The sequence below is a fragment of the Loktanella atrilutea genome (genome assembly GCF_900128995.1).
Taxonomy (GTDB): Bacteria; Pseudomonadota; Alphaproteobacteria; order Rhodobacterales; family Rhodobacteraceae; genus Loktanella; species Loktanella atrilutea.
Genome location: NZ_FQUE01000003.1, coordinates 285,009 through 310,876 on the forward strand (window position 1 = coordinate 285,009; position 25,868 = coordinate 310,876).

General features: G+C 64.9%; 25 protein-coding genes. 15 read left to right on the plus strand and 10 right to left on the minus strand.

Annotation, left to right across the window (positions count from 1 at the left end; genetic code table 11):
* Positions 1-77: 77 nt before the first annotated feature.
* Genes queG through BUA54_RS09170 form a run of 4 tightly spaced genes read left to right on the plus strand, consistent with a single transcriptional unit; the run spans position 78 to position 4,229 of the window.
* Complete coding sequence (gene queG / locus BUA54_RS09155; RefSeq protein WP_072856937.1) at positions 78-1,142, plus strand: tRNA epoxyqueuosine(34) reductase QueG; 1,065 nt, start codon at positions 78-80, stop codon at positions 1,140-1,142.
* Positions 1,115-2,272 carry a PQQ-dependent sugar dehydrogenase gene (locus BUA54_RS09160; RefSeq protein ID WP_072856938.1) on the plus strand — a complete coding sequence of 386 codons (1,158 nt, stop codon included), beginning with the start codon at positions 1,115-1,117 and terminating at the stop codon, positions 2,270-2,272. The genes queG and BUA54_RS09160 overlap by 28 nt, the downstream gene beginning before the upstream one ends.
* A gap of 20 nt (positions 2,273-2,292) precedes the next feature.
* On the plus strand, positions 2,293-3,261 hold the full coding sequence (locus tag BUA54_RS09165; protein WP_178352732.1) for a phosphatase domain-containing protein: 969 nt from the start codon (positions 2,293-2,295) through the stop codon (positions 3,259-3,261).
* Between the two features lie 44 nt (positions 3,262-3,305).
* The gene (locus BUA54_RS09170; protein ID WP_072856940.1) at positions 3,306-4,229 is read left to right on the plus strand and encodes a DMT family transporter; all 924 of its coding nucleotides are present in this window, start codon (positions 3,306-3,308) and stop codon (positions 4,227-4,229) included.
* Here the strand turns inward: BUA54_RS09170 and BUA54_RS09175 are convergent.
* The gene (locus BUA54_RS09175) at positions 4,226-5,158 is read right to left on the minus strand and encodes a formate/nitrite transporter family protein (RefSeq protein WP_084114263.1); all 933 of its coding nucleotides are present in this window, start codon (positions 5,156-5,158) and stop codon (positions 4,226-4,228) included. The two genes, BUA54_RS09170 and BUA54_RS09175, sit on opposite strands and share 4 nt — an antisense overlap.
* Positions 5,159-5,300: 142 nt before the next feature.
* On the opposite strand from BUA54_RS09175, the gene BUA54_RS09180 reads away from it, so the two are divergent.
* Positions 5,301-5,492 carry a hypothetical protein gene (locus BUA54_RS09180; protein ID WP_143155384.1) on the plus strand — a complete coding sequence of 64 codons (192 nt, stop codon included), beginning with the start codon at positions 5,301-5,303 and terminating at the stop codon, positions 5,490-5,492.
* Here the strand turns inward: BUA54_RS09180 and BUA54_RS09185 are convergent, their stop codons facing one another.
* Entirely contained in the window at positions 5,493-6,362 is an 870-nt protein-coding gene (locus BUA54_RS09185; protein WP_072856942.1) for a branched-chain amino acid aminotransferase, read from the minus strand.
* A gap of 150 nt (positions 6,363-6,512) precedes the next feature.
* Here BUA54_RS09185 and BUA54_RS09190 point away from each other — a divergent pair, with 150 nt between their 5' ends.
* From BUA54_RS09190 to dxs, 6 genes are all read left to right on the plus strand, one after another.
* The gene (locus tag BUA54_RS09190) at positions 6,513-7,025 is read left to right on the plus strand and encodes a MarR family winged helix-turn-helix transcriptional regulator (RefSeq protein ID WP_143155385.1); all 513 of its coding nucleotides are present in this window, start codon (positions 6,513-6,515) and stop codon (positions 7,023-7,025) included.
* Positions 7,015-7,722, plus strand: a complete 708-nt coding sequence (locus BUA54_RS09195; protein ID WP_072856943.1) for a response regulator — start codon at positions 7,015-7,017, stop codon at positions 7,720-7,722. Before BUA54_RS09190 ends, BUA54_RS09195 begins: the two co-directional genes overlap by 11 nt.
* A gap of 111 nt (positions 7,723-7,833) precedes the next feature.
* Positions 7,834-8,775 (plus strand): histone deacetylase family protein, encoded by a 942-nt coding sequence (locus BUA54_RS09200; protein ID WP_072857051.1) that lies wholly within the window; start codon positions 7,834-7,836, stop codon positions 8,773-8,775.
* Positions 8,756-8,995 (plus strand): exodeoxyribonuclease VII small subunit, encoded by a 240-nt coding sequence (locus BUA54_RS09205; RefSeq protein ID WP_072856944.1) that lies wholly within the window; start codon positions 8,756-8,758, stop codon positions 8,993-8,995. The genes BUA54_RS09200 and BUA54_RS09205 overlap by 20 nt, the downstream gene beginning before the upstream one ends.
* Positions 8,992-9,858 (plus strand): polyprenyl synthetase family protein, encoded by an 867-nt coding sequence (locus tag BUA54_RS09210; RefSeq protein WP_072856945.1) that lies wholly within the window; start codon positions 8,992-8,994, stop codon positions 9,856-9,858. The genes BUA54_RS09205 and BUA54_RS09210 overlap by 4 nt, the downstream gene beginning before the upstream one ends.
* Before the next feature lie 9 nt (positions 9,859-9,867).
* Entirely contained in the window at positions 9,868-11,781 is a 1,914-nt protein-coding gene (dxs, locus tag BUA54_RS09215; protein WP_072856946.1) for a 1-deoxy-D-xylulose-5-phosphate synthase, read from the plus strand.
* Here dxs and BUA54_RS09220 read toward each other — a convergent pair.
* From BUA54_RS09220 to BUA54_RS09230, 3 genes are all read right to left on the minus strand, one after another.
* Positions 11,778-12,581, minus strand: coding sequence for an ion transporter (locus BUA54_RS09220; protein ID WP_072856947.1), 804 nt, complete (start codon positions 12,579-12,581; stop codon positions 11,778-11,780). The genes dxs and BUA54_RS09220 overlap by 4 nt on opposite strands.
* 93 nt (positions 12,582-12,674) lie before the next feature.
* Positions 12,675-13,529, minus strand: coding sequence for an SDR family oxidoreductase (locus BUA54_RS09225; RefSeq protein ID WP_072856948.1), 855 nt, complete (start codon positions 13,527-13,529; stop codon positions 12,675-12,677).
* 12 nt (positions 13,530-13,541) lie between these two features.
* Positions 13,542-14,027 (minus strand): DUF1810 domain-containing protein, encoded by a 486-nt coding sequence (locus BUA54_RS09230; protein WP_072856949.1) that lies wholly within the window; start codon positions 14,025-14,027, stop codon positions 13,542-13,544.
* A 252-nt stretch (positions 14,028-14,279) separates the two neighbouring features.
* On the opposite strand from BUA54_RS09230, the gene BUA54_RS09235 reads away from it, so the two are divergent.
* The 4 genes from BUA54_RS09235 (at position 14,280) to mnmH (ending at position 19,055) form a co-directional block, all read left to right on the plus strand.
* Positions 14,280-15,419 (plus strand): phosphoserine transaminase, encoded by a 1,140-nt coding sequence (locus tag BUA54_RS09235; protein ID WP_072856950.1) that lies wholly within the window; start codon positions 14,280-14,282, stop codon positions 15,417-15,419.
* A 60-nt stretch (positions 15,420-15,479) separates the two neighbouring features.
* Positions 15,480-17,072: a phosphoglycerate dehydrogenase gene (gene serA, locus BUA54_RS09240; RefSeq protein WP_072856951.1), complete on the plus strand. Its 1,593-nt coding sequence runs from the start codon at positions 15,480-15,482 to the stop codon at positions 17,070-17,072.
* A 135-nt stretch (positions 17,073-17,207) separates the two neighbouring features.
* The gene (locus BUA54_RS09245) at positions 17,208-17,999 is read left to right on the plus strand and encodes a metallophosphoesterase (protein ID WP_072856952.1); all 792 of its coding nucleotides are present in this window, start codon (positions 17,208-17,210) and stop codon (positions 17,997-17,999) included.
* A gap of 3 nt (positions 18,000-18,002) precedes the next feature.
* The gene (mnmH, locus tag BUA54_RS09250; RefSeq protein ID WP_072856953.1) at positions 18,003-19,055 is read left to right on the plus strand and encodes a tRNA 2-selenouridine(34) synthase MnmH; all 1,053 of its coding nucleotides are present in this window, start codon (positions 18,003-18,005) and stop codon (positions 19,053-19,055) included.
* On the opposite strand, the gene selD is transcribed toward mnmH, so the two are convergent.
* Genes selD through BUA54_RS09275 form a run of 5 tightly spaced genes read right to left on the minus strand, consistent with a single transcriptional unit; the run spans position 19,052 to position 25,822 of the window.
* Complete coding sequence (gene selD, locus BUA54_RS09255; protein WP_072856954.1) at positions 19,052-21,214, minus strand: selenide, water dikinase SelD; 2,163 nt, start codon at positions 21,212-21,214, stop codon at positions 19,052-19,054. The two genes, mnmH and selD, sit on opposite strands and share 4 nt — an antisense overlap.
* Positions 21,211-21,768 (minus strand): pyridoxamine 5'-phosphate oxidase family protein, encoded by a 558-nt coding sequence (locus BUA54_RS09260; RefSeq protein ID WP_072856955.1) that lies wholly within the window; start codon positions 21,766-21,768, stop codon positions 21,211-21,213. Before BUA54_RS09260 ends, selD begins: the two co-directional genes overlap by 4 nt.
* Positions 21,761-22,792: a lipocalin-like domain-containing protein gene (locus tag BUA54_RS09265; RefSeq protein WP_072856956.1), complete on the minus strand. Its 1,032-nt coding sequence runs from the start codon at positions 22,790-22,792 to the stop codon at positions 21,761-21,763. Before BUA54_RS09265 ends, BUA54_RS09260 begins: the two co-directional genes overlap by 8 nt.
* Positions 22,782-25,169, minus strand: coding sequence for an ABC transporter permease (locus BUA54_RS09270; protein WP_072856957.1), 2,388 nt, complete (start codon positions 25,167-25,169; stop codon positions 22,782-22,784). Before BUA54_RS09270 ends, BUA54_RS09265 begins: the two co-directional genes overlap by 11 nt.
* Positions 25,166-25,822 carry an ABC transporter ATP-binding protein gene (locus BUA54_RS09275; RefSeq protein WP_072856958.1) on the minus strand — a complete coding sequence of 219 codons (657 nt, stop codon included), beginning with the start codon at positions 25,820-25,822 and terminating at the stop codon, positions 25,166-25,168. The genes BUA54_RS09270 and BUA54_RS09275 overlap by 4 nt, the downstream gene beginning before the upstream one ends.
* Positions 25,823-25,868: the final 46 nt, after the last annotated feature.

Consider the following 25,868-nt stretch of genomic DNA (forward strand, 5'->3'; position numbering starts at 1 on the left):
TGGGTGGGCGGGCCCGCCCACCCACCCCATTTCGGGGCGCTGCCCCGGACCCCGCCGTATCCAAAGTCGGCAGGCCGATGGGACTGAAGGAGGACCTGTCCGCCTTTGCCGTCACCTCCGGGTTCGCCAAGATCGGGATCTGTCGGCCCGACGCCGTGCCCGAGGCGGCGGCGCGGCTGGCGGCCTTCGTCGATGCAGGGCGGCACGGGCAGATGGGGTGGATGGCAGAGCGCATGGCATGGCGCGGGGATCCGACGGCGCTCTGGCCCGAGGCCCGGTCGGTCATCATGCTGGCAGAGAGCTATACCCCGGACGTCGATCCTTTGGCTGTCCTGTCGCTGCGGGATCGGGCGGCGATTTCAGTCTATGCGCAGGGACGGGATTATCACGATGTGGTCAAGAAGCGACTGAAGGCCGTGGGGCGCTGGCTGATCGACCGGGTACCGGGGGCCGAGATCAAGGTCTTCGTCGATACGGCGCCAGTGATGGAGAAGCCCCTGGCGCAGGCGGCGGGGCTGGGCTGGCAGGGCAAGCACACCAACCTGCTGGGGCGCGATCTGGGCAACTGGATCTTTCTGGGCGCGATCTTTACCACCGTGGATATGGAACCGGACGCGGCAAGCGTCGGCCATTGCGGGTCCTGCACCGCCTGCCTGGACATCTGCCCAACGCAGGCCTTCCCCGCGCCCTATCAATTGGATGCGCGGCGCTGCATCTCTTACTTGACGATCGAACACCGTGGTCCGGTTGATGCTGAACTTCGGCCCCTGATGGGAAATCGCATCTATGGCTGCGACGATTGCCTCGCCGTCTGTCCGTGGAACAAGTTTGCCGTCGATGGACGGGACGCGCGGCTGGCGGCGCGGGGCGATCTGCGTGCGCCACCGCTGACCGAGCTTGCCGGTCTCGACGATACTGCCTTTCGGACCCGCTTTTCGGGCAGTCCGATCAAGCGGATCGGCCGCGACCGCTTCGTGCGCAACGTGTGCTATGCCATCGGCAACAGCGGGAACCCCGCGCTGGCAGAAGTGTTGAGACCCCTGACGACAGACGCCGACCCCGCCGTGGCCGACGCCGCAATCTGGGCCTTGGCACACCTGCAGAAGGATGACCCATGCGCACCGCAGCTTTCATCGCCCTGATCCCGACATTGTCTTGCGCGCAGGTCGATCAGGGTCCGCGTAACGCCGATTTCAACCCCGCTTTCGAAAACCAGACCCGCGCGCCGGCCTTGCCGGACACGCCCGTCGCCGTAAGCACCTTCGCCGAGGGGCTGGCGAACCCTTGGGGAATCGCCGCCCTGCCGGACGGGACATTCCTTGTGACCGAACGATCCGGCACCCTGCGCCGGATATCGGCCGATGGCGCACTGTCCGATCCGATCGGCGGCGTGCCGCAGGTCGATGCAAAGCAACAGGGTGGGCTTCTCGACGTCGCCATCGCGCCCGATTTCGTCGACAGCAGCGTATTATATCTGACCTATGCCAAGGGTGTAGAGGGCGGCACCGTCACGGCAGCTGCACGTGCAGTGCTGGATGGCGACAAGCTGACGGATGTGAAGGACATCTTCGTGCAGGATCCGCCGGCCGATACCTATGCCCACTACGGAAGTCGCGTCGTGCCGACGCCGGACGGAAAGGTCTTCATCACGACCGGCGAGCATTTTACCGAAAACAACCGTCAACTGGCGCAGGACATCAACACGACCTACGGCAAGACGATCCGTCTGAACGCCGACGGCAGCGTGCCGCAGGACAATCCTTTCGTGGGCCGCGACGGTGTCGACGGCATCTGGTCCTACGGCCACCGCAACGTGCAGGGTGCGACGTTGGGGCCGGACGGAACGCTCTGGACGATGGAACATGGGCCTGCCGGCGGGGACGAGTTGAACCATCCGCAAGCCGGCCTGAACTATGGCTGGCCGGTGATCTCCTATGGGGTCAACTACGACGGCAGCCCGGTCGGTTCGGGCAAGTCCGCGATGGAGGGGATGGAGCAGCCCGTCTACTACTGGGACCCTGTGATCGCACCGGGGGGCATGGCGTTCTATGATGGCGATTACGCCGACTGGCAGGGGGATCTGCTCATTGCCGGCCTCAATCCCGGGTCGCTGACGCGCCTTCGGCTTGACGGTAATCGTGTTGCCGGAGAAGAGCGTCTGCTGCAGGACGTGGGCCGCATCCGTGATGTCGAGGTTCTGAACGACGGTGATTTGCTGATCCTGATCGACGCCGACCCCGGTCAGGTGTTGCGGGTCAACATCGGCGGGTGATGGGCCTGGGGAAAAGTCTCTTGCGTGCGGCTGCAATCGTCGAGGTCGCGGCGGAACGCGTCTTCTTTCAGGGCGATCTGGAGAGGCTGACCATCGAACCCTACGACGGTTACGCCACGCCCGATCACCTGATTGCACGGGGTCGCGTGCTGGCCGCGCGCGAGGTCGAGAAGATCGACGGGCGCAGCAAACTGGCGAATGCGCGCCAGATGATGCGCCTTTTCGCGACCCATGAAGTTGCCGACGTGACCGTGACGAGTGGCGCAAGCTCTGCGGTGACGGATGCGGAGGGGTATTTCACACTTTTCCTGCCGCGGACCGATCAGGTTGGCTGGGTGAATGTGGCCGTGTCGATTTCCGGTCATGCCGCGATCTGCCCGGTGCTGGTCGCACGGCCGGATGCCGATGTCGTCGTCATCTCGGATATCGATGACACGATGATCCATACGGGCGCATGGTCCACTCCCCGCAACCTCTGGACGTCCTTCACCGGCAACGTCGAAAGCCGAGAGGTGTTTGCCGATGCGGTGACGCTGATCCGGGCGCTGTCGCAACAGGACCGCAACCCTGTCTATTTCGTCAGTTCGTCGCCTTGGAACTTCCACGGTTTCCTGACCACCGTCTTCGCCCGCGCTGGTCTGCCAAACGCGCCGAAATTCTTGCGCGACTACGGCTTCGGCACGGATCAGTTCATCACCGGTCGTCATGGCGATCACAAGGGCAGTGCGATCGACCGCATCCTTGCCGCACATCCGGCGCTGCCGGCGGTGCTGATCGGCGACACCGGGCAGCACGATGCGCAGATCTATGCTGATGCCGCCGTACGCCATCCCGGACGAATTGCGCGGGTGATCCTGCGCGCACCGGGGCGGGGTGCGGATACGGATGACCTGCTGCAGGTGGAACGCCTGCGGTCGCTCGCGATCCCCGTCTTCGTTGGCCCGGACTTTCGTCCGGTTTTGCGGGAATTGACGCCGCACAGGGTTTAACCTGCCGGTTCGCGCGCCTAGGGTGCCGCCGAAAGGGGCCGTCCATGCAGCCTTTGCGCGGTATTTCCTACAAGATTGTTTCGGTCATGGTCTTCGTGGCCATGTCGTCCCTCGTCAAGGCGGTGTCCGAAAACGTGCCGCCCGGTCAGGCGGTGTTCTTTCGCAGTGCCTTCGCGCTGCCCGTGATCGTCGCTTGGCTGGCGATGCGGCACGAACTGCGCAACGGCTGGAAGACGGCGCACCCCATGGGGCACGTCTGGCGCGGGTTAGTCGGCACGTCCGCCATGGGCCTTGGCTTTGCGGGCCTTGGCCTTTTGCCCCTGCCCGAAGTGACGGCCATCGGCTATGCCGCCCCGCTGCTGGTCGTGATCTTCGCCGCGATGTTCCTGAACGAAGAGGTGCGCGCCTTTCGCTTGTCCGCCGTGGCACTGGGGCTGGCCGGCGTTCTGATCGTGCTAAGTCCCCGTCTGTCGCTGGGGGCGCAGGTCGATCATGCGCAGACGCTGGGGGCGGTGCTGGTGCTGATGGGGGCGGTCTGCGCGGCACTGGCGCAGGTCTTCGTGCGCAAACTGGTCTTCACCGAGGATACCGCCGCCATCGTCTTCTGGTTTTCAGTGACGGCAACGGTTCTGTCGCTGTTGACCTTGCCATGGGGTTGGGCGTGGCCGACGCCGGCGCAATGGGTGATGCTGATCATGGCAGGGCTTCTGGGCGGCATCGGACAGATCTTCCTGACCTCCAGCTACCGGTTCGCCGATGCGTCGCTCGTGGCGCCGTTCGACTACACCTCGATGATCCTGGCCCTGATCGTCGGCTACGCCATCTTCGACGAGGTGCCGACCCTGACCATGATGATCGGTGCGGCGATCGTCATTTCTGCTGGGGTGATGATCATCCTGCGCGAGAGGCATCTGGGACTGAAGCGGGCCCGGCAACGCAAGGTCACCGGGACCGTCGGTCACAACTAGTCCGACTGCGTCGTGGCACCATGCTGGTCGGTGGAATCGTGGACTTCTTCCCGGACCTGACCCCATGTGATCAGACCGAAGACGACCGTGCCGCCGAACACGTTGCCAAGAAAGACCGGGATGAAAAAGCCGAAGATCGCGGCCATCAGCCCCAGTTCTCCGGTCAACAACAGAAAGGCCATCTCGACCGATCCGGCGATGATGTGGGTAAAGCCCCCGGCGGCGATCAGCCATGTCATCAGGATGATGATGAAAAAGTTCTCTTGCTCGCCGGCCGCCAGCATCCAGACCAGGGCCGCAATCAGCAGACCCGCAGGCACGGCCTTGGCAAAGCCGATCCAGGCGCCGTGTTCTGTCGCGTGCTTGCTGATCTCCGTGATGCTGGCAAGGATGTCGGGCTCGAACGTCGGCATGTAGGCGATGAAACCGGCAGCGATGAAGCAGCCGATCACGTTGGCGCCCAGCACGATTCCCCACAGACGCCCGACACACCACAGATTGTAAAGGCTGGGGCGTGCAAAGAGCGGCAGAACCGTCGTCAGCGTATTTTCCGTGAACAACTGCATCCGCCCGACGATGACGATCAGGAAACCAAAGGTATAGCCCAGGCTTTCCAGCAACGGCAGCCATTTCACGTCCGGCAGATAGGTCTTGAACAGCGCTTCGCCGATCACCGAAAAACTGATGCAGACGCCGGCCGCGATCCCCGACCAGAAAAGCGAGGTCTGCGGACGGCGCAGTTCCTCGTCGCCTTCACGACGAACGACCTGATAGACCAGCTTGGCGGACAGGTGGGACGCCTCGCGGACGGCCTCCTCCTCATCGGGCTCGTTGCTTTCCTTTTCCTTGCGGTCTGATTCAGCCTGCTGCCTGCGGGATTCGTTTTCTTCTACGGCGCGTCTGATTTCAGGTTCGATCTTCTCTGCCATGGCGGTCCTCGTGATGATCGCTTAAAAGTGGCGTAACCCCCCGATCCGTCAAGGCTGCAGCAGTGTCATGACGGCGCGCACGGGTCCGTGGTTTTGAGATCGGGCAGGATTGTGGTATATTGCGCTGCAGGAGGACCCGATCATGACAAGACACATCCTTGATTTGCCCCGCGACACGACCGACAGCGCGCGCCTTGACCGCTTCTTGCAGATCGCGCGACGCGACCTGCGCCATCACGCCATCGATCAGCTGCTTAGGCGGCCCCGCGCACGCTACGAAGACAGCGGACGCGTTGCCGGGCTGTTGCGGCCGCAACGCGGCCAAATCGCCTGATCAGGCGCGGACCAGCTTTTCGTAATCCGAAGCGATATCCAGCGTCAGTCTGCCGACCTCGAAGTTGTAGTCGCCGATCTGGCCCACAGGGGTCACTTCGGCGGCTGTGCCCGTCAGCCAGCACTGCTCGAAGCCTTCAAGCTCCTCCGGCATGATGTGGCGTTCGTGAACGGTGACGCCTTTTTCACGCAGCATGCCGATCACGGTCTGCCGGGTCAGGCCGTTCAGAAAGCAATCGGGCTTGGGTGTATGGACCTCGCCATCCTTGACGAAGAAGATGTTGGCCCCCGTCGCCTCGGCCACATAGCCGCGATAGTCGAACATCATCGCGTCGGAACAGCCTTTCGCCTCGGCCTCGTGCTTTGACATGGTGCAGATCATGTAAAGCCCGGCAGCCTTGGCCTGATGCGGAATCGTTTCGGGGCTGGGGCGCTTCCATTTCGCGATGTCGAGTTTGGCACCCTTGGTCTTTGCTTCGCCATAGTAGTTGCCCCACGACCAGACGGCGATCGCCGTGCGAACCGGGTTGCGCGCCGATGCGACACCCATGTCCGGCCCGGCACCGCGCCACGCGAAGGCCCGGACATAGGCGTCCGTCAGTCCGTTGGCCTTCAGCGTTTCTGCCTTCGCGGCAATCAGCTCGTCGACGGAATACGGGATTTCGAAGTCCAGGCAACCGGCAGAAAAATGCAGTCGCTCCGCATGTTCGCGGTCCTTGAAGATCTTGCCGGAATAGCAGCGCTCTCCCTCGAACACCGAAGAGGCATAGTGCAGGGCGTGCGTCAGCACGTGGACTTTGGCATCGCGCCAATCGATCAGCTGGCCGTCCATCCAGATTTTACCGTCGCGGTCGTCGTAGGCGCCTTCCATGGCGAAACCCCTTCAAATTTCCATTTGTATCGTGACTAGGTCCGTTTCGGACATAAAGTTGCGCGATTTGTGACGATTCGCTATCAGTTGACTCTAGTCATGTCAACATCACTGACGTATTGTGCTGCCGAACCATGGGGGACGAAGCCGATGAACCAGCCGATACAGGGCCAGTCGGGGCAGGCGCTGCTGTTCCTGACCGACGATCAGCTGCGCAAGGGTATCGAGGCGATGTTCTTTGCCTACCGCGGTTTCACGGCCGATCCCGACCGTATCCTCGAGGATATGGCCTATGGTCGCGCCCATCATCGCGCCATCCACTTCATCCATCGCAGCCCAGGCACGACGGTCAACAACCTGTTGGGAATCCTCGGCGTCACGAAACAGTCACTGAACCGTGTCCTGCGCACCCTGATCGCCGATGGTCTGGTGTCGAGCACGGTGGGCCATCGCGACAAGCGCGAACGTCACCTGCACCTGACCGAAAAGGGCGCTGCGCTCGAACGCAGCCTTTCAGATGCCCAGCGCGAGAGGATGCGCACCGCCTACCGCGCGGCGGGCCCGGTTGCGGTCGCCGGGTTCAGGCAGGTGCTGGAGGCGATGATGGACGATGAGATGCGGCATCATTACCGGGCCATGGTGGACAAGCCCGATGGCCGCTGACGATGCACATCTTCTGGTTGTCGACGACGACGAACGCATCCGCAGCCTGCTGCGCAAGTTTCTGGTCCGATCCGGCTTCCTTGTCACCACGGCACGCGACGCGGCGCACGCCCGCCGCATCCTCGCGGGTCTCGAATTCGATCTGATCGTGCTGGACGTGATGATGCCGGGCGAGGACGGGATAAGTTTCTGCCGCGCACTGCGCCACCAGTCCGGCACCCCCGTCATGCTGCTGACTGCCCGGGGAGAGACCGAGGACCGTATCGCCGGGCTGGAAGCGGGGGCGGACGATTATCTCCCCAAGCCCTTCGAGCCGAAGGAGCTCCTGCTCCGTATCAATGCAATTCTGCGTCGCGCGCCGCAGGCAGAGGCAAAGCCGATCCCCAAGACCATCCTGCATCTGGGTCCCGTCCGCTATGACATCACGAAGGGCGAGATGCGGCAGGACGAGGCGCTGGTGCGGCTGACCGCGACGGAAAGTCAACTCATGCGCATCTTCTCCGCCCGGCCGCACGAGCCTGTCAGCCGTCTGGAACTGGTCGAGGAACTGAGCCGTTCCGGTGGCCAGACGCAGGAACGCGCGGTCGACGTGCAGATCACCCGTCTGCGCCGCAAGATAGAGGCCGACCCCAAGCAGCCGCGCTATCTGCAGACCGTCCGCGGTTCGGGCTACATGCTGGCGCCCGACGACGCCTGAGTTGCGGCAAAGGGTGTCACTTCCTCTTTTCCGCTTACGGCCCTTGGCGGGAGTCTGTCGGGCCGAATGAAGGTCCTTGTCCTTTCGACTGGCTTTCGGTTTTGTGGGAACATGACAACTGCATTGATTTCCCACCCCGATTGCCTTGAACACGTCACGCCGCCGGGCCACCCGGAACAGGTCGCCCGGATGGACGCCGTGCTGGGGGCGCTCCGGGACTTGGATCTACTGCGGGTGGACGCACCGCTGGCTGCCGAGGATGACGTCCTGCGCGTACATCCGAAATCCCACCTCGATGCAATCAAGCGGGCGGCACCCGACGGCGGCATCGTTTCACTGGACGCTGACACGCATATGTCGCCCGGTACGCTGGCGGCGGTCTGGCGCGCGGCGGGTGGCGCGGTACGCGCCGTTGATCTGGTGCTGGGCGGCGAGGTCGGCAACGCCTTCGTCGCCATGCGACCGCCCGGGCACCATGCGGAACGCACGACGGCGATGGGGTTCTGCTTTTTCGGCAATGTGGCGATCGCGGCGAAACATGCGCTGGACCACCACGGCCTCAGCCGTGTGGTGATCGTCGACTTCGATGTCCATCACGGCAACGGCACGCAGGATCTGGTAGAGGACGACCCCCGCATCCTCTTTTGCTCAACCCATCAAAGCCCGCTTTATCCCGGCACCGGTGCGGCGGACGAGACGGGCGTCGCCGACAATGTCGTGAACGTGCCGTTGGACGAAGGCACCAACGGGCGCGGGTTCCGTGTCGCGATGGAGGAGCGGGTGCTGCCCCGTATCGATGCCTTCCGGCCGGAACTGATCCTCGTCTCGGCTGGCTTCGATGCCCACCGGGCCGATCCGCTGGCCGGCCTTGCATTGGTCGAGGACGATTTCACGTGGATCACCGAACGGCTTTGTGATCTGGCCGACGAACACTGCGGTGGGCGGCTGGTGTCATGCCTCGAGGGCGGCTATGACCTGACGGCGCTGGGGGCTTCCGCCGCCGCGCATGTGAACGTGTTGAGGGAGCGCAGCCATGGCAGAAACGCCGGTTGAAAGCATGACATTCGAGGACGCGATCCGCGAGCTGGAACAGGTCGTGGGCAAGCTGGAACGCGGCGACGTGGCGCTGGACGACAGCATCGCACTTTACGAACGCGGCGCCGCGCTGAAGAAGCGTTGCGAAACCAAGCTGAGCGAGGCCGAGGAAAAGGTCGCGCGAATCACGACCGGGCCGGACGGTCAGGCTGCGGGCACGGCACCGCTCGACCCGTGACCTTTGCCAATCAGCTGGCGCTGGACGCCACCACGGCGCAGCGTCTGATCGAACTTGCCCTGACGCCGGTGCCGGATGTGCCGCTGCGGGATGCCATGCTTTACGCGGTGCAGGGCGGCAAAGGACTGCGCGCCTTTCTGGTGCTCGAAGGCGCCCGTCTGCACGACGTCGGCGACCGCGCCGGTCATGCCGCCGCGGCGATCGAGGCGCTGCATGCCTATTCCCTTGTCCACGACGATCTGCCGGCAATGGATGACGATGACGTGCGCCGCGGGCGCCCGACCGTTCATCGTCAATGGGACGAGGCGACGGCGATCCTCGTTGGTGACGCGCTGCAATCGCTGGCGTTCGAAATGATTTGTGCACCGGGGTCAGGCGTGAGCGATGCGGCCCGAGCGACCCTTGCGCTGACGCTGGCACAGGCCGCCGGGGCGCATGGGATGGTGCTGGGACAGGCGCTGGACATCGCGGCTGAAAATGGGCCGCCCTTGACGCTCGATCAAATTACCACACTGCAGGCCGGCAAAACCGGCGCTTTGATCACGTGGGCATGCTGTTGTGGCCCTCGCATTTGTCAGTCTGACATTGCGCCGCTGAAAACTTACGGTGACGCCCTCGGCCTCGCATTCCAGATCGCTGACGACATCCTGGACGAAACAGGGGACGCGACGGCCGTCGGCAAGGCGGTCGGCAAGGATGCGGCTGCGGGCAAGGCGACCTTCGTGTCTTTGCTGGGGCTCGATGGGGCGCGCCGACGCGCAGGTGAATTGGTGGACGCGGCCTGTGATGCGCTAGGTTGTTACGGACAGCGCGCCGATACCCTGAAGGACGCTGCGCGTTTCGTCATTGCGCGCGACAAGTGAGGACATGACATGACCGATCGCCCCAAGACCCCGCTGCTGGATCGCGTACACCTGCCCGCCGACATGAAGGGCCTGTCGGACGTCCAGTTGCGACGTCTTGCGGACGAGCTGCGGGCGGAAACGATTGCCACGGTTGCCAGCACCGGCGGGCACCTTGGCGCCGGTCTGGGCGTGGTGGAAATCACGGTTGCACTGCATGCGGTCTTCGACGCGCCGCGCGACAAGATCATCTGGGACGTCAGCCACCAGTGCTATCCCCACAAGATCCTGACCGGACGCCGCGATCGGATTCGCACCTTACGGATGAAGGACGGACTGTCGGGCTTCACCAAGCGCAGCGAAAGCTCCTATGACCCGTTCGGAGCCGCCCATTCCAGTACCTCGATTTCCGCCGCGCTGGGCTTTGCCACCGCCCGCGATCTGGGCGGCGATCCGGGCGATGCAATCGCCGTCATCGGCGACGGGGCCCTGTCCGCAGGCATGGCCTACGAGGCGATGAACAACGCCGGCCATCTGAAGAAGCGTCTTATCGTCATCCTGAACGACAACGAGATGTCGATCGCGCCACCCGTGGGTGCCATGTCGTCCTATCTGTCGCGCCTCTATGCCGAGGGTCCGTTTCAGGATCTGAAGGCCGCGGCCAAGGGGGCGGTATCTTTCCTGCCACCGCCGTTCCGCGAAGGGGCAAAGCGGGCGAAGGACATGCTGAAACACATGACCGTCGGGGGCACCCTGTTCGAGGAATTGGGTTTTTCCTATGTCGGCCCGATTGACGGGCACGACATGGATCAACTGCTGGCCGTCCTGCGGACCGTCAAGGACCGGGCGACCGGCCCGATCCTGATCCATGCGATCACGAAAAAGGGCAAGGGCTTCGGCCCCGCGGAAGGTGCGGCCGACCGCGGTCATGCGCGCAGCAAATTCGACGTGCTGACGGGCGAACAGCAGAAAGCCAAAAGCAATGCACCATCCTACACATCGGTTTTTGCAGAAGCTCTGATCACGCAGGCATCCAAGGATGACAAGATTGTTGCGGTCACGGCGGCCATGCCGGACGGCACGGGTCTCGACAAGTTCATGGCGCGCTACGCCAGCAGGTGTTTCGACGTGGGCATTGCCGAACAGCACGCGGTAACATTCTGCGCCGGCCTCGCGGCGGGTGGCATGAAGCCGTTCTGCGCCCTCTATTCGACCTTTCTGCAGCGCGGCTACGATCAGGTCGTGCACGATGTCGCGATACAGCGCCTGCCGGTTCGCTTCGCGATCGATCGTGCGGGTCTGGTCGGTGCTGACGGTGCGACGCACGCGGGATCCTTCGACGTCGCCTTCCTTGCCAACCTGCCCGGGTTCGTCGTCATGGCAGCGGCCGACGAGGCGGAACTCGTGCGCATGGTCGCCACCGCCGCGGCGCATGACACGGGCCCCATCGCCTTTCGCTTCCCCCGTGGCGAGGGCGTCGGTGTCGAAATTCCCGTCGACGCGCAACCGCTGGAAATCGGCCGCGGCCGCATGATTCGCGACGGCAAGCGCGTCGCGATCCTGTCCTTCGGCACCCGTCTGCAAGAAGTCGAACGGGCCTGCGAAGCCTTGGGTGCAAAGGGCATCACGCCGACGATCGCCGACGCCCGCTTTGCCAAACCCCTCGACCGCGACATGATCCTGAAACTCGCTGCCGACCACGAGGCGCTGATCACGATCGAGGAAGGCGCCATCGGCGGCTTCGGAAGTCACGTTGCCCAGTTGCTGGCCGAAGAAGGCGTCTTCGATACGGGCCTGAAGTTCCGGTCCATGGTCCTGCCGGATACCTTCATCGACCAGTCAAGCCCGACGGACATGTATGCGACGGCCGGGCTCAACGCCTCCGATATCGAAACCAAGGTGCTGGAGGTTCTGGGCGTCGGCGTCATCGGCAAGCGAGCCTAGGACTCCGATCTGCGGATGCTGCCCGGTGCCGCGCGATCTTCCAGCCGCCGCTCGATGGCGATCAGCCGCGCCATCACTTCGTCGCGATAGGCGTCCGTCGCGGCGATGCCTTCCTCGGCATGAGCGTCCTGCATAGCGTTGACGATCAGACCGACCAGAAGGTTTACCACTGCGAAGGTCGTGATCAGGATGAACGGGATGAAGAACGCCCACGCGAATGGAAATTGCTCCATCACCGGGCGCACGATGCCCATCGACCAGCTTTCCAATGTCATGATCTGGAAAAGCGAATAGGCCGAATGCGCCAGCGTGCCGAACCAGTCGGGAAACGCCGCACCGAACAGTTGCGTCGCCATGACCGAGGCAATGTAAAAGATGATCCCCATCAGCAGAAAGACAGAGGCCATGCCGGGCAGGGCGCTGACGAACCCCTCGACCACGCGGCGGAGCGCCGGGGCCGCCGAGATGACGCGTAACGCGCGCAGTACCCGCAGGGCGCGCAGCACCGACAGCCCCTTGCCGGCAGGAATCAGCGCGATTCCCACGACCAGAAAGTCGAAGACGTTCCAGCCGTTGCGAAAGAACGCCCCGCGCTGGACATAAAGCTTGGCCGAAAGCTCGGCCACAAAAATTGCAAGGCAGGCCGTATCCAGGGCGATGATGAGCGGCCCTGCAGCGCCCATGATGGCATCGGATGTCTCCAGCCCCAGCAGGATGGCGTTTAACACGATGATCGCGACGATGCCGCGGGTGACGGCGGGACGGTCCAGCAGGCGGGCGAGTGTCGTGCGGAGGGTCATGGCGGCCTTATCGGGATGATCACGTGTTTGCAGATCGGGTCGCCGGGGTTTCGGCACAAGGGTCGGTGTCGAAGTTCTGCGAACTGTCGCCCCTTACTCCTCCTGCGCCAGCAGGGCGCGCAGACCGCTGTGGTAGTCCGGGAACAGCAGCTCCACGCCTAGCTCTGTTTTGATACGGTCATTCCGCACCTTCTTGCTTTCGGCATAGAAGCTGCGGGCCATCGGCGACATCTCGGCCTCATCGAATTGCACCGCCTCCGGCACCGGCAGGCCAAGCAGTTCGGCGGCATAGGCGATGACATCCTGCGGCGGCGCGGGATCATCGTCGCAGACGTTGTAGATCGCGCCGGGATTCGGTTGACGAATGGAAGCGGCCAGCACGCGCCCGATATCGGCGACATGTGTGCGGCTGAAGACTTGTCCATCCTTCACGATCCGGCGCGCGGTGCCGTTGCGGACCTTTGCAAAGGGGCCGCGGCCCGGCCCATAGATGCCTGCCAGCCGGAAGATGTGCAGCGGCAATCCGGGGATCGCCTGCCATGCCGCCTCTGCCGCGACGCGGGCGCGTCCGCGCGCCGTTGCCGGCGTCAGCGGTGTGCTCTCGTCCACCCATCCGCCCGCATGATCGCCGTACACTCCGGTCGTGGACAGATAGCCGACCCATGCGAACTGACCGGCCCGTGCAGCGATATCATCTTGCAAGGCGTCAAGGACGGGGTCGCTGCCATCGTCCGGACTGGTGGAGATCAGCAGGTGCGTTGCCCGGTCCAGCGCAGGCGTCATGTCGGCACCGGGCCAGATCCGGGGTTCCACCCCGCGGGCCATCAAAGCGGCGGCTTTGGCTTCCGATCGCGTGGTCCCGATGATCTGCCAGTCCTGCGGCAGCAGGATGCGTTCGAGCGCCCGCGCCGAATACCCGTGACCGAAGGACAGAAGCGTCTGCGTCATCAGCCGACCCGATCAGACGAACAAGTCGTCAGAGGCCGGCCTGCGCAGGATGCGCAGCGTCTTGTTGCAACGCTGCCCGCTGAACATCTCGTCCAGCACGGTCGCAAAGACCGGGCTGGTCGGGGCGGCATGTTCGAACAGCGTCGCGCAGGCCCGCAGCTTGTAGGCATCGGTTTCGCCCATGATGGTGACCGGGTCGGTGCCGCGGTGATCCAGCAACAGGTGCATGCAGTCGGTCAGGCGTGGTCCCAGAAGCGGATGCGCCAGATAGGCCCGAGCCTCGTCCGCATCGCGCAGGGAATAGAACATGGCCATCGGCGATTCCCCAATCCCCGTCAGGACTGGAAAGACGAACCACATCCAATGGGTCTTCTTGCGACCCGCTGTCAGCTCCGCCACGACCGTATTGTGGACCGTGTCCTGCGCCGCGACGAAATGGTCGAACTCGTCCTCGTCCTCGTCAAAGACATCTTCGTCAAGATCATGGTCTTTGCTCATCTGGCGTCGTCCAATTCATTTCGGTCTGGTCGCGTTGCAGGTCCGGTCATCCGGCCCGTACCCAAGGCAAGCCTTCCGTGATTTTGAAGGAAGGTCCACCATAAGACCACCGGAAAAGTTGTCGTCCTCAATCAGGTCGCGCTGCGCAGAAGGTCGCCGGAATTTCAATTGCCATTTCACTGGCGCGCAGCTACATCCGGCGGTGGGACACCCTTCCCCAACGAAGGGCGCATATCTGTGAGGATACCAGCAATGGTGACGACCAAACCGGCAACGCGGCCGGATAACGCGCGTTTTTCGTCCGGCCCCTGTGCCAAACCCCCTACATGGTCACTCGACGCACTCGGCGACGCCCCTCTGGGCCGCTCGCACCGTGCCGCCGTGGGCAAGTCCAAACTGGCCGAGGCCATTGACCTGACCCGCGAGGTCCTGGGCGTGCCCGCCGACTATCGCATCGGCATCGTGCCCGCGTCCGACACCGGCGCGTTCGAAATGGCGATGTGGACCATGCTGGGTGAACGCCCGGCCGAGATGGTCGCCTGGGAATCCTTCGGTGCGGGCTGGGTCACGGACGTGGTCAAGCAGCTGAAGATCGAGGCCACGGTTCACGAGGCGCCCTACGGCGAGATCGTCGACATGGCCGCGCTGAACTACGACAACGACGTCTGCTTCACCTGGAACGGCACGACCTCCGGCGTGCGGATGCCGCATGGCGAGATGATCCCGGCCGACCGCGCGGGCCTGACGCTCTGCGACGCGACCTCTGCCGCCTTCGCGCAGGACCTGCCGTGGGACAAGCTCGACGTGACCACCTTCTCCTGGCAGAAGGTCATGGGCGGAGAGGCGGCGCATGGCATGCTGATCCTGTCGCCCCGCGCCGTCGAACGCCTTGAAAGCTACACCCCCGCATGGCCGCTGCCCAAGATCTTCCGCATGACGAAGGGCGGCAAGCTGATCGAAGGCATCTTCAAGGGCGAGACGATCAATACGCCCTCCATGCTCTGCGTGGAGGATTACCTCGTCGCGTTGAAGTGGGGCCAGTCCATTGGCGGGCTGCCGGCGCTGAAGGCGCGGGCCGACGCCAATGCCGGCGTGATCTTCGATTTCTGCGAAAAGCACGACTGGATCGCGAACCTCGCCGTCGATCCGGCGACGCGGTCGAATACCAGCGTCTGCCTGAAGTTCACGGACGATCGCATCACCGACGGTGCCGCCTTTGCCAAAGCAGTCGCCAAGCGGCTCGAATCCGAAGGCGTGGCGCTTGACGTGGGGGCATACCGCGACGCCCCTGCCGGCCTGCGGATCTGGTGCGGCGCCACAGTGGAAGCCTCCGATCTCAAGGCGCTGATGCCCTGGATCGAGTGGGCCTTCGACGCCGAGATCAACGCCTGATTTCCCGGCGGGCCGCTGCCGGCCCGCCCCATCCCCCATTCTGCAAGAGGAGTGCCAAAAATGGCCCCCAAGGTTCTCATTTCCGACGAGCTGTCGGACGCCGCCGTCCAGATCTTCAAGGACCGCGGCATCGACGTCGACTTCCAGCCCAAGCTGGGCAAGGACAAGGAGGCGCTGGCCGCCATCATCGGCAACTATGACGGCCTCGCCATCCGCTCCGCCACCAAGGCGACGGAAAAGCTGATCAGCGCCGCGACCAACCTCAAGGTCATCGGCCGCGCGGGCATCGGTGTCGACAATGTCGACATTCCGGCCGCGTCGAAGAAGGGCATCATCGTGATGAACACGCCCTTCGGCAATTCGATCACCACCGCCGAACATGCCATTTCGCTGATGATGGCCGTGGCCCGCCAAATCCCCGAGGCGAACGCCTCCACACATGCCGGAAAATGGGAAAAGTCCCGTTTCATGGGTGTGGAGCTGACCAACAAGGTGCTTGGCGTCATCGGTGCCGGCAACATCGGGTCCATCGTGATCGACCGGGCGAAGGGCCTGAAGATGAAGGTCATCGCCTACGATCCCTTCCTGTCCGAAGATCGCGCCGTCGAACTGGGCGTCGAAAAGGTGGAACTGGACGCCTTGCTGGGCCGCGCGGACTTCATCACTTTCCACGTGCCCCTGACCGACCAGACCCGCAACATCCTCAGCCGCGAAGCGATCGCCAAGCTCAAGCCCGGCGTACGCATCGTGAACTGCGCCCGCGGCGGTCTGGTGGACGAGGACGCGCTGGCCGAGGCGCTGAAGGACGGCCGCGTCGCCGGGGCCGCCTTCGACGTTTTCGCCGTCGAACCCGCAATGGAAAGCCCGCTCTTCAACCTGCCCAATGTCGTCGTGACCCCGCACCTGGGGGCCGCCACGACCGAGGCGCAGGAAAACGTCGCCCTTCAGGTGGCAGAGCAGATGTCCGACTACTTGCTGACAGGCGCCGTCACCAACGCGATCAACATGCCTTCGATCACCGCCGAGGAATCGAAGATCATGGGGCCGTGGATCACACTTTCGGGCCACCTCGGCAACTTCGTCGGCCAGATGACGGACGAACCGATCAAGGCGATCAACATCCTGTTCGACGGCGAAGCCTCCGAGATGAACCTCAAGGCCCTGACCGCCGCCACCATCGCCGGCATCATGCGCCGCAGGAATCCGGACGTGAACATGGTCAGCGCACCGGTCATCGCCAAGGACAACGGCGTGCAGGTCAGCACGACGAAACAGGACCAGTCCGGCGTCTTCGAAGGTTACATCAAGGTCACTGTCGTCACGGACAAGCGCGAGCGGTCCGTCGCCGGTACCGTCTTCAGCGATCACAAGCCGCGCTTCATCCAGATCAAGGGCATCAACGTCGACGCAGAAATCGGTGCCAACATGCTTTACACCACCAACGAGGATGTGCCCGGCATCATCGGCAAGCTCGGCACCACGTTGGGCGACCATGGCGTGAACATCGCGAACTTCACCCTGGGCCGCGCGGCCGCCAAGGGCGAAGCCATCGCATTGCTCTACATCGACGAACCGGTCCCCGCCGCTGCCATCACGGCGCTCGAAGACACCGGCATGTTCCAGCAGGTCAAGCCGCTGACCTTCCAGGTGTGATCCCCCGGGGCCTCGCGTCTGACCGACGCGGGGCCCTTCCTTCATCCGACAAGATAAACGCCTGCCGAAGGCTCCGAGGCTGTCAATCCCCGCGACCTCTGTTAAGTCAGTCCCGAAATGCAAAGGGACCGCCCCATGATCTACGCCATTGGTGATATCCACGGTCAGAAGGCCATGCTCGACCGTGCGCTCCTCCTGATCGCGGCGGACGGCGGGGCCGATGCGCCGCTGGTCTTCCTGGGCGACTACACCGACCGCGGACCCGACAGCCGCGGCGTCATCGACACGTTGATCCACGGTCGCGATGCAGGGCTGGACTGGACCTTCATCAAGGGGAACCATGACCGCATGTTCCTGCGCTTCGTGGAAGAGGGCGTGACCCACGATCCCGCAATCAAGTCGGGCCTCTCATGGCTGAACCCGCGCCTTGGCGGGGACAGGACCCTTGAATCCTACGGTATCGTGCCGACGGCGCCCGCAAGCTATATCCGCGATGCTGACGGATTGGAAACGCTGGTGAACTACCCGACGACAGAAGGCGATCTGACGCTTCAGGAACTCGTCGCACTCGCCCGCGACCGGGTGCCGGAAGCGCACCGCCAGTTCCTCGCCACCAACCCGCTGATGCACGAGGCAAAAGGTCATCTTTTCGTCCACGCCGGGATCCGTCCCGGTGTCGCGATAGCGGACCAGGTAGAGGACGACCTGATCTGGATCCGCGACGGCTGGCTCGACAATCACGACGATCACGGATCGATGGTCGTTCATGGCCACACGGCGCTGGATGAGCCGGAACACTTCGGCAACCGTATCGATCTCGACGGCGGCGCAGGCTACGGGCGCCCGCTCGTCCCTGCGGTGCTGGACGATGGCCAGTGGTTCACCTTGCACGACGACGGGCGCCGACCGTTGCGGCCAGCGGGGTGAACCATGCCGCAAACCTTCCAAAGTCTGCGCGACCTGATGGCCCACGGGTTCGACACCGTGATCGACGTGCGCAGCCCCGCTGAATACGCCGAGGACCATATCCCCGGCGCCATCAACCTGCCCGCCCTGTCGAACGACCAGCGGGCGGAAGTCGGCACGATGTACAAGCAGGTCAGCGCCTTCGACGCCCGCAAGATCGGTGCAGCAATGGTCGCACGCAACGTTGCCGATCATGTCGACGGGCCGCTGGCACATCACGACGGGGCGTGGCAGCCGCTGGTCTATTGCTGGCGCGGCGGTCAGCGGTCAGGGTCCTTCTCGTCGATCCTGCAGCAGATCGGCTGGCGTGCGGACACGATCAAGGGCGGCTACCAGACCTATCGGCGTCTGGTCCACGACGCGCTCTACCTCGATCCGGTGCCGCACCGCCTGATCCTGCTCGACGGCTATACCGGCACCGCCAAGACCGCTCTGTTGCACCTGCTGGCGGAACGCGACGTGCAGATCCTCGATCTGGAGGGGCTGGCCGCCCACCGCGGATCCCTGCTGGGCGGGGTGGCCGGTGGACAGCCCGCACAGAAGGGGTTCGAGTCCAAACTGGCGCAGGCCCTGTCCGCGCTGGATCCCGACAGGCCGACCATCGTCGAGGCCGAAAGCAGCAAGATCGGCCAGATCGTCCTGCCAAAGCAGATCTGGGCGCGCATGACCGCCGCTCCCCGGATCAACGTAAAGGCACCACTTGCCGCCCGTGCCGCCTATCTGACGCAGGCCTATGCCGACATCATCGCCGATCCCAATGCCCTGCGTGCCCGTCTGCAGCCGTTGCGAAACCTGCGCGGCCATGCCGTCGTCGACGACTGGGAAGCGATGCTGGACGCCGGCGATTTCGAAGGGCTGGCAACATCGCTGATGGACCGTCACTACGATGCGGCCTATGCCCGATCCCGTCGGGTGGACGACCGCGAATGGCTGGGCGAGGTGACGGCGGACTCACTTGATGCAACGGGCCGTGCGCGGGCGGCCGATGATCTGGCGGCCCTCATCCGCAGGCTTTAGATCAGCGTGATGCCCGGTTCGGCAGTCACCAAACCGATGATCGCTGCCTCGGCGTATCCAGCATCTTGAAGCTGCTGTATCAGCCCCGCGGCATCCGCCTCCGCCACTGCGGCCAGCAGTCCGCCCGCCGTCTGCGGATCGTAAAGCAGGTCGGTCATGGGCCCCATCGGTCCCGTGACGGGGCCGCTGCCGGCGATATTGTCCCGTAGCAGTGTCGAATGGACGCCTGCCGCTGCCAGATCGACGGCCCCCGACATGACCGGGATCTCCGCCAGCGTCAGCCGCGCGCCGGTTCCCGATGCGTCTGTGATCCCCGACAGATGCCCGGCCAATCCAAATCCCGTCACGTCGGTCATCGCATGGGCCTCGCACAGGATCTCGCTCGCCCGCGCCTGTGACCTGCACATCGCGGCGAGCGCCCCGAAGACCGTATCCCCACGCGCCTGACCGGCCATCTCGGCCGCCATGATGACACCACTGCCGAGCGGTTTGGTCAAAATCAGCGCGTCACCCGGTCGCGCCCCGCGCAGGGTGATCGGCGCTTGGTCGCACAGCCCCGTCACCGTGAATCCGATCGTCAGTTCCGACCCGACAGAGGTATGTCCCCCGACGATCGCCGCCCCCGCCGCCCGCAGGCAGTCATCGGCCGTTTCCATGATCTCGCGCAGGGTGCGGGTCTGCAGGTCCGCCGACAGTTTCGGCAGGATCAGGTTCACCGTCGCCGCCTGCGGCGCGGCACCCATCGCCCAGATATCGCCAAGCGCATGATTGACCGCGATCCGGGTCATCACTACGGGGTCCGCCGTCAGCGCGCGCAGGTGGTCGGTGCTGACGACCTGACGCACCGCACCCATCTGCAGCAGCCCTGCATCATCACCCGGCACCATCACGACGTCGTCACGCCCTGCCGGCGGCAGGTCGGCCAATGCCGCCCGCAACGCCCCGCGCCCGACCTTGGCGCCGCAACCGCCGCACATCGGCTTGTCGCCCACCGCCTCGACCAGCCCTTCCGCCCTTGTCAACGGAAGGTCGGGCTGCCCCATGAAGGTCAGATCATCGAACTGCCGCATGAATTTGCGATCGATGCGGTCCTTCCAGCGCCATAGCATCGGACCGGCCAGTGCGGTGCCGAACCGTTCCGCCAGCGCCGCCTTCCCGCCCAGAGAGATCAGCTTCAGGTAATCGCGCTGCGGCACATAGGCGCGAAGCTGACCCCCAGAGAGCACGGCGCGCAGGTTGTCGAACAGCACGGGCGCTTGTCTTACCGCATAGACGCCAGCCTTGGGTCGGGGGGCGTGGGTCATGTGGGCGCAGTCGCCAACCGCAAAGATCGCAGGGTTGGAAGACTGCAGATGCCGATCAACTGCAACGAAACCGTCGTGCAACGCGACCCCGATACCGGCCTGCCAATCATGCGGCCGCGCACCGGCGGCCCCGGTGGTGAAATCGGACCGGATTCGGCGTCCGTCGGCCAGGATGACGCTGTCCGCGGTCACCTCCGTCACCTCTGCCGCCTCGATCAAAGTCACGCCGTTTGCCAGCAGCGCCTCTCGCATGCGCCGCTGCGCATTGGGACCAAGCGAATCGACGATTTGACCCCGGTCGATCAGCTGCAGCACCGGCGCCAGGCCACGCGTCTTCAGGCTGCAAGCCATCGCCATCGCCAGTTCCGCCCCCGCGACACCACCGCCGATTACGGCGACATGCGGCGCTGTCGCCGCTTCTCGGAAGGCCGTCCAGCGACCGGCGAAATTGCCGAGCGGTTTTGCCGGCACCCCGTGATCGGCAAAGCCGGGCAGGGCGGGCATCTCGGAGGTGATTCCGACATCGAGGCTCAACACGTCGTAGGCCACGGGCGGCCGACCGGGCACGGTGATCAGCCGCGCCGCCGGGTCGATCGCCGTCACCGCCCCGTCGATCAACCGCGCACCGGCGAAGCGCGCCAGCCGCACGAGGTCGATATCCAGATCGTCCCGCCCGTAATGTCCGGCGACATAGCCGGGCAGCATCCCCGAATAGGCTGCCGTCGGGCCGGGGTTGATCAACGTGACACGGACACCGGCCAGCGCCTTCATGCCCCATTTGCGCAGCACCAGCGCATGGGTATGGCCGCCGCCGACCAGCACCAGATCCTTGACGAGGGGCAGGCCGTCGTTCACGGAACCAGCCACTGCCCGGCCCAGCCGTCGTCCGCACGATACGCGGCCCGGCGATGAGCCTCGCCCAGATGCACCACGTCGATATGGACCAGCGCCAGCGTCAGCACGCAGAACCGGCCCTGATCGGCAGATTTCTCGTAGTCCAGCGCGGCATCGATGGGCGTGCCCGGTGGCGGCACCACGCCGTAGGACAGGCGCGCCGCCTCCGGCAGGGGATCCCACCGGTCTGCAACCGCATCTCCTTCGGACGGGGTCACATCCGCCTGCAGCCGGATCTGAAGATCAAGCTTCGGCTCCCAGACATGCAAAGCGGCCCAAGGCGAAGTCTTCAGGCTTTTCATCTTGTCTGACAGGCTGTCGGTATAGACCTCCAGCAGCGCCGTCGACCGCTCTACCCGGCGCAGCACGACGGTGCGGGCTTCGGGCCGGCCGTCGGGGCCGACTGTCGCAAGCGTCGGCTGCCTCGCCGGTGCGTGCCTGTCCGCGACGCCGCACTTCAGAAGTTGCCAGACCCGGTCCTGCAACCCCGTCAGCGTCTCGAACCACTCAGTCATAGCCTGTCATCTCCAGATAGCCGACGCCCTTGGCGCTGCCGTCGACCGTCACCGGCCCCTCCCAATAGGGGACGCTGGTCGTCATCCACGCCTGCGTGTTGACCGCCGCGACCGTGACGTCAACACCCTCCGCCGGCAGCTCCACCTGCCAGCGGGTCGGTACCGTATGGCCGTCGACGGTCGTCTCCTCCAGCGGCGTTGCCGTGACCTCCCCGTCGGTATAGGGCGTCGACGTGCCGTCCGCCGCGATCCAGGTGGCGGAATAGTAGTCCGCGCCGTCGCTCTGCCGCAGGCGATAGACCATCATCCGCGTGCCTGCATCGAAGGCGACAGAGAACCAGTCCCAACCGGTCTGGTTCTCGGCCAGCGGCTGGCTCGACCATTCCCGGTCCAGCCATCCTGTGCCGGTCACCGGCACGTCGCCGTCCGGCAGATGCAGCGTGCCGCCGATCCGGTAGAACGGCTGCGAATAATAGTAGGACGCCTGCCCGCTGGTCGACTTGACCGAGTAGCCGTCTTCGCCCTGCCGCACCAAAGGGCCCTCTGCCGTCAGCGTCATGTCATAGCCGAAGTCGGGTCCGGTTGCGCGCAGCGTGCCTTCGTCGATCCCGTCGAAGTGCCAGTCGTCGATCCATGCCGCAAAGGGCTGCGCCTCGACGCCCGCCTGCCCGATCCCGCCCCGGGCCAGTCGTTCGGTGACGAAATGATCCGTAGGAGTCGTGACCGCCGCGTGACCCATCCAAAGCTGCGGATCATCCCAACCGGGCCGGACCGCTGGCGCCAGGGCTGACCGAAACAGTGTCCATTGCAGGCCGTAAGGGGTGCCGTCCGGTCCGGTCAGGTTCGCCGTGACATACCACCATTCGATCCGGAAATCCGGATGCGCCCCATGATCGGCGGGAAATTCGAACTGCGGGTGCGGCTGCGGCAGGGTAAAGCCGGCCGCATCGCTGCCCAGCCCGGAAAACCCCTGCGCCTGTGTCATCGCAGGCAGTATACAAAGGATCAGAACCTTAGCGTTCATTGGAAAACACCTTCAACAGATCGCTCGGCGGCGTCCGTGCCAGCCGCCATGCAGGCCAAAGCGCCGCCAGTGCGGCGGCCAGCAGGGCGAAGCCCCCCAGCCGCAGATAATCGAGCGGGAACAGGAACATTGGCAGCCGCCAGCCGAAGGCCGCAACGTTGACGACCGCCAGCAGTGCCCAGGCCAGCGCCAGCCCAAGCGGCAGCGCGACGAGGGCGGTCAGCACCGCCAGCAGCACCGCCCGCACCAGTTCCAGCAGCCCAAGCTCCCGCCGTGTCAGCCCCATGGCCCAAGCGGGCGCCAGTTGCGGCACGCGCAGCGCGGCAAGGGTCAGCAGGCTCATTAGGATGGCAAAGCCGGCGACGGTCAGCGTCAGGATGTTCAGCGCCGTGGTGACGGTAAAGGTCCGGTCGAAGATATCGAGAGAGATCCGCTTGATCCCGGCTTGATTGACGGTATTCGCCGCCGGGATGCCGACATCATTTTCCAGCGCCTCGACCAGCGACGGCACCTCCGCCGCAGGCAACCGCAGGCCAAAGCGCAGCGGTGTCACGTCAGGGTAAAGCGCCTCGAACGCGGCTTCCGTCAGGATAGCCTGACCGATCGGATTGCCATAATCACCGTATACCCCCTCGACGGCAAATTGCCGTCCGCCAAGTGTCACCGCATCGTTCAGCGACAACCCCGACCGCCGCGATAGCTGTTCGTTGATCAGGATACCATCGCCTGCGGCAACGGCGTCCCAGGTGTCTGGGTTAGCGGACAGAAAGGCCCAGTTGTCGCGATAGGTGGCATCGTCGCGCGCGCCGAAGACCTCAGCCGGGAAACCAGCGATCTGCGCCGGGGCAGACTGGATGGGCAGCACGGCGCGGACGCGCGGCGTTACGTAATCCACCAGCCGTTTGGCATCTGCCGGGTCGGCAGCGGTGACGTAAAGCTCTGACGCCAGCCGCTGGTCAAGGAACCCGGTGAACGTCAGACGAAAGCTGCTGACCATGGTCGAGACGCCGACGTTCGCCGCCATCGCCAACAGCAACGCCGCCAGCGCCAGCGATAGGCCCGGCAACTGCTGCCGCGTATCGGCCCAGAACCATTGCGCGCGAACCCCTCGCGACAGCCTCTCTGCCATCGCCAGCACACGGTCAAGGATCAGCGGCAGTGCGAGTGCGGCCCCGATCAGCATCGACCCCAGCAGGGCGAAACCGGCGACAAGTCCCTGTGCCGTCAGCGCCAGCGCGCCGGCCGCTACCAGCAGGACCAGCGCCAGTGCCCCCTGCACGCGGGCCGACCGCCCCGCCGCCATGCTCAGTGCCCGGGGCGAGCCGCCGGCCAGCAGCGGCAGACGCGCCAGCCGCCAGAATGCGGCGGCAGAGGCCATTGCCGTCCCGCCGAACGCGATTGCAAGGCCGGACGCCCACCAGACCGGGCGCAATTGCAGCGTTCCTGCGACGGTGGCGCCATACAGGCCCTGCAACGTCGCGGCGACATCGGGCAACAGCAGCGACGCGATGACATAGCCCAGCGCGACACCGATTCCGCCTGCGACCAGCGCCATCAGCGCCAGTTCCAGCGCCATCAGCACCATCAGCCGCCGCAGCGGCACCCCCAGCGCCCGCAGGGTCCGCACGACGGGCCTGCGCTGCTCGAACGCAAGGCCGATGGCACCGTTGACGATGAAGATGCCGACCGCGAAGGACAGCAGCCCGAAGGCCGTCAGATTCAGATGAAAGCTGTCAGTCAAGCGTCCAAGGTCTGATCCACCCTGTGCCACCTTCCGGATCAACTCTGGCGCAATTTCGGACAGGGGCGCTTGACCGATGGGCTGCGTCATGGCGACGATCAACCGATCGATCTGGCCATCACGGCCCAGCAGCCGCTGCGCGACGCCGATGTCGGTAATGACCGTATCCGGTGCCACATCCGGGGATTCGACCTTTTCAGGCCCGGCGGGCAGGGCGGCCAGCGCCGCGGCCCGGCCAAAGACCTGCCCCTGACCAGACAGGAACGCCCCCACGTCGGCGCCGTCCGCGATCTGCACCGGCCCCAACCCGCCGGGCGCCGTCAGCGGGTCGAGTCCGACGATCCGCACGCCGTCCAGCCGTCCTTCGGTCACCGGTGATACCAGCCAGCCGGCGCGCCGAAGGGCGACATAGCTCGCCACCGTCAGGGGCTGGCCATCGCTGCGCGTCAACTGGTCAAAGGTGCCTTCCCCCAGCGTCGCGGCAGCGGAATCGTAGCTCGCGCGCGCCTCTGCATTGATCGCCTGCACGCCGGACCACAGCGCCGTCGCCAGCGCCAGACCTGCCAGCAGTGTGAACAGCTGCAGCGGATTGCGCCGCCAGTGCGACAGCAGGGCACGCAGGACGGTACCCGTCACGCGATCACGCCCCGCGACAGGTGCAGACGCCGCTGCATCTGCCCCGCCAGCCGGTCGGAGTGCGTGACCATCAGCAGACCCGCGCCAGTGTCCGTTACCAGTTCCAGCATCAGCGCCAGCACCTGCGCCGCCGCCGCCTCGTCGAGGTTGCCCGTCGGTTCGTCCGCCAGCACGAGGCGGGGGCGCGGCGCCAGCGTCCGGGCAATCGCCACCCGCTGCTGCTGGCCACCGGACAACTGCTCGGGATACTTGCGCAACTGGGGCGTCAGACCCATGCGTTCTGCCAGCGTATCACACCACGCCCCATCATGCCGGCCCGCCAGCCGCGCCTGAAAGGCGATATTGTCCACGACGCGAAGGGACGGGATCAGATTGAACTGCTGGAACACGACCCCCACCGTCTCTCGCCGCATGCGCGCACGGCCCGCATCATCGAGCGCGGTCAGGTCGGTGCCGTCCAGCACGATCCGCCCGCCGTCCGGCACATCCAGTCCTCCGATCAGGTGCAGCAGCGTGCTCTTGCCCGACCCGCTCTCGCCGGTCAGGGCAAGGGTCTGCCCCGCATCCAAAGACAGATCGACGCCCCGCAGAACGTCGAAATCGCCATCAGCGGTGGCATAGGTCTTGCGCAGGTCGGTGACGGTCAGCAGCATCGGATTTCCTTCGTTCGACTGCTACATAAGCCGCCACCCTGTGCAG

Coding starts and splice junctions, on each gene's coding strand:
- BUA54_RS09160 (WP_072856938.1), top strand. CDS start 1,115: ATGCGCACCGCAGCTTTCATCGCCCTGATCCCGACATTGTCTTGCGCG.
- BUA54_RS09235 (WP_072856950.1), top strand. CDS start 14,280: ATGGTGACGACCAAACCGGCAACGCGGCCGGATAACGCGCGTTTTTCG.
- BUA54_RS09230 (WP_072856949.1), bottom strand. CDS start 14,027: ATGAGCAAAGACCATGATCTTGACGAAGATGTCTTTGACGAGGACGAG.
- queG (WP_072856937.1), top strand. CDS start 78: ATGGGACTGAAGGAGGACCTGTCCGCCTTTGCCGTCACCTCCGGGTTC.
- BUA54_RS09225 (WP_072856948.1), bottom strand. CDS start 13,529: ATGACGCAGACGCTTCTGTCCTTCGGTCACGGGTATTCGGCGCGGGCG.
- serA (WP_072856951.1), top strand. CDS start 15,480: ATGGCCCCCAAGGTTCTCATTTCCGACGAGCTGTCGGACGCCGCCGTC.
- BUA54_RS09265 (WP_072856956.1), bottom strand. CDS start 22,792: ATGAACGCTAAGGTTCTGATCCTTTGTATACTGCCTGCGATGACACAG.
- BUA54_RS09190 (WP_143155385.1), top strand. CDS start 6,513: ATGAACCAGCCGATACAGGGCCAGTCGGGGCAGGCGCTGCTGTTCCTG.
- BUA54_RS09200 (WP_072857051.1), top strand. CDS start 7,834: ATGACAACTGCATTGATTTCCCACCCCGATTGCCTTGAACACGTCACG.
- BUA54_RS09245 (WP_072856952.1), top strand. CDS start 17,208: ATGATCTACGCCATTGGTGATATCCACGGTCAGAAGGCCATGCTCGAC.
- BUA54_RS09170 (WP_072856940.1), top strand. CDS start 3,306: ATGCAGCCTTTGCGCGGTATTTCCTACAAGATTGTTTCGGTCATGGTC.
- BUA54_RS09205 (WP_072856944.1), top strand. CDS start 8,756: ATGGCAGAAACGCCGGTTGAAAGCATGACATTCGAGGACGCGATCCGC.
- BUA54_RS09180 (WP_143155384.1), top strand. CDS start 5,301: ATGACAAGACACATCCTTGATTTGCCCCGCGACACGACCGACAGCGCG.
- dxs (WP_072856946.1), top strand. CDS start 9,868: ATGACCGATCGCCCCAAGACCCCGCTGCTGGATCGCGTACACCTGCCC.
- BUA54_RS09185 (WP_072856942.1), bottom strand. CDS start 6,362: ATGGAAGGCGCCTACGACGACCGCGACGGTAAAATCTGGATGGACGGC.
- BUA54_RS09195 (WP_072856943.1), top strand. CDS start 7,015: ATGGCCGCTGACGATGCACATCTTCTGGTTGTCGACGACGACGAACGC.
- BUA54_RS09275 (WP_072856958.1), bottom strand. CDS start 25,822: ATGCTGCTGACCGTCACCGACCTGCGCAAGACCTATGCCACCGCTGAT.
- mnmH (WP_072856953.1), top strand. CDS start 18,003: ATGCCGCAAACCTTCCAAAGTCTGCGCGACCTGATGGCCCACGGGTTC.
- BUA54_RS09220 (WP_072856947.1), bottom strand. CDS start 12,581: ATGACCCTCCGCACGACACTCGCCCGCCTGCTGGACCGTCCCGCCGTC.
- BUA54_RS09175 (WP_084114263.1), bottom strand. CDS start 5,158: ATGGCAGAGAAGATCGAACCTGAAATCAGACGCGCCGTAGAAGAAAAC.
- BUA54_RS09260 (WP_072856955.1), bottom strand. CDS start 21,768: ATGACTGAGTGGTTCGAGACGCTGACGGGGTTGCAGGACCGGGTCTGG.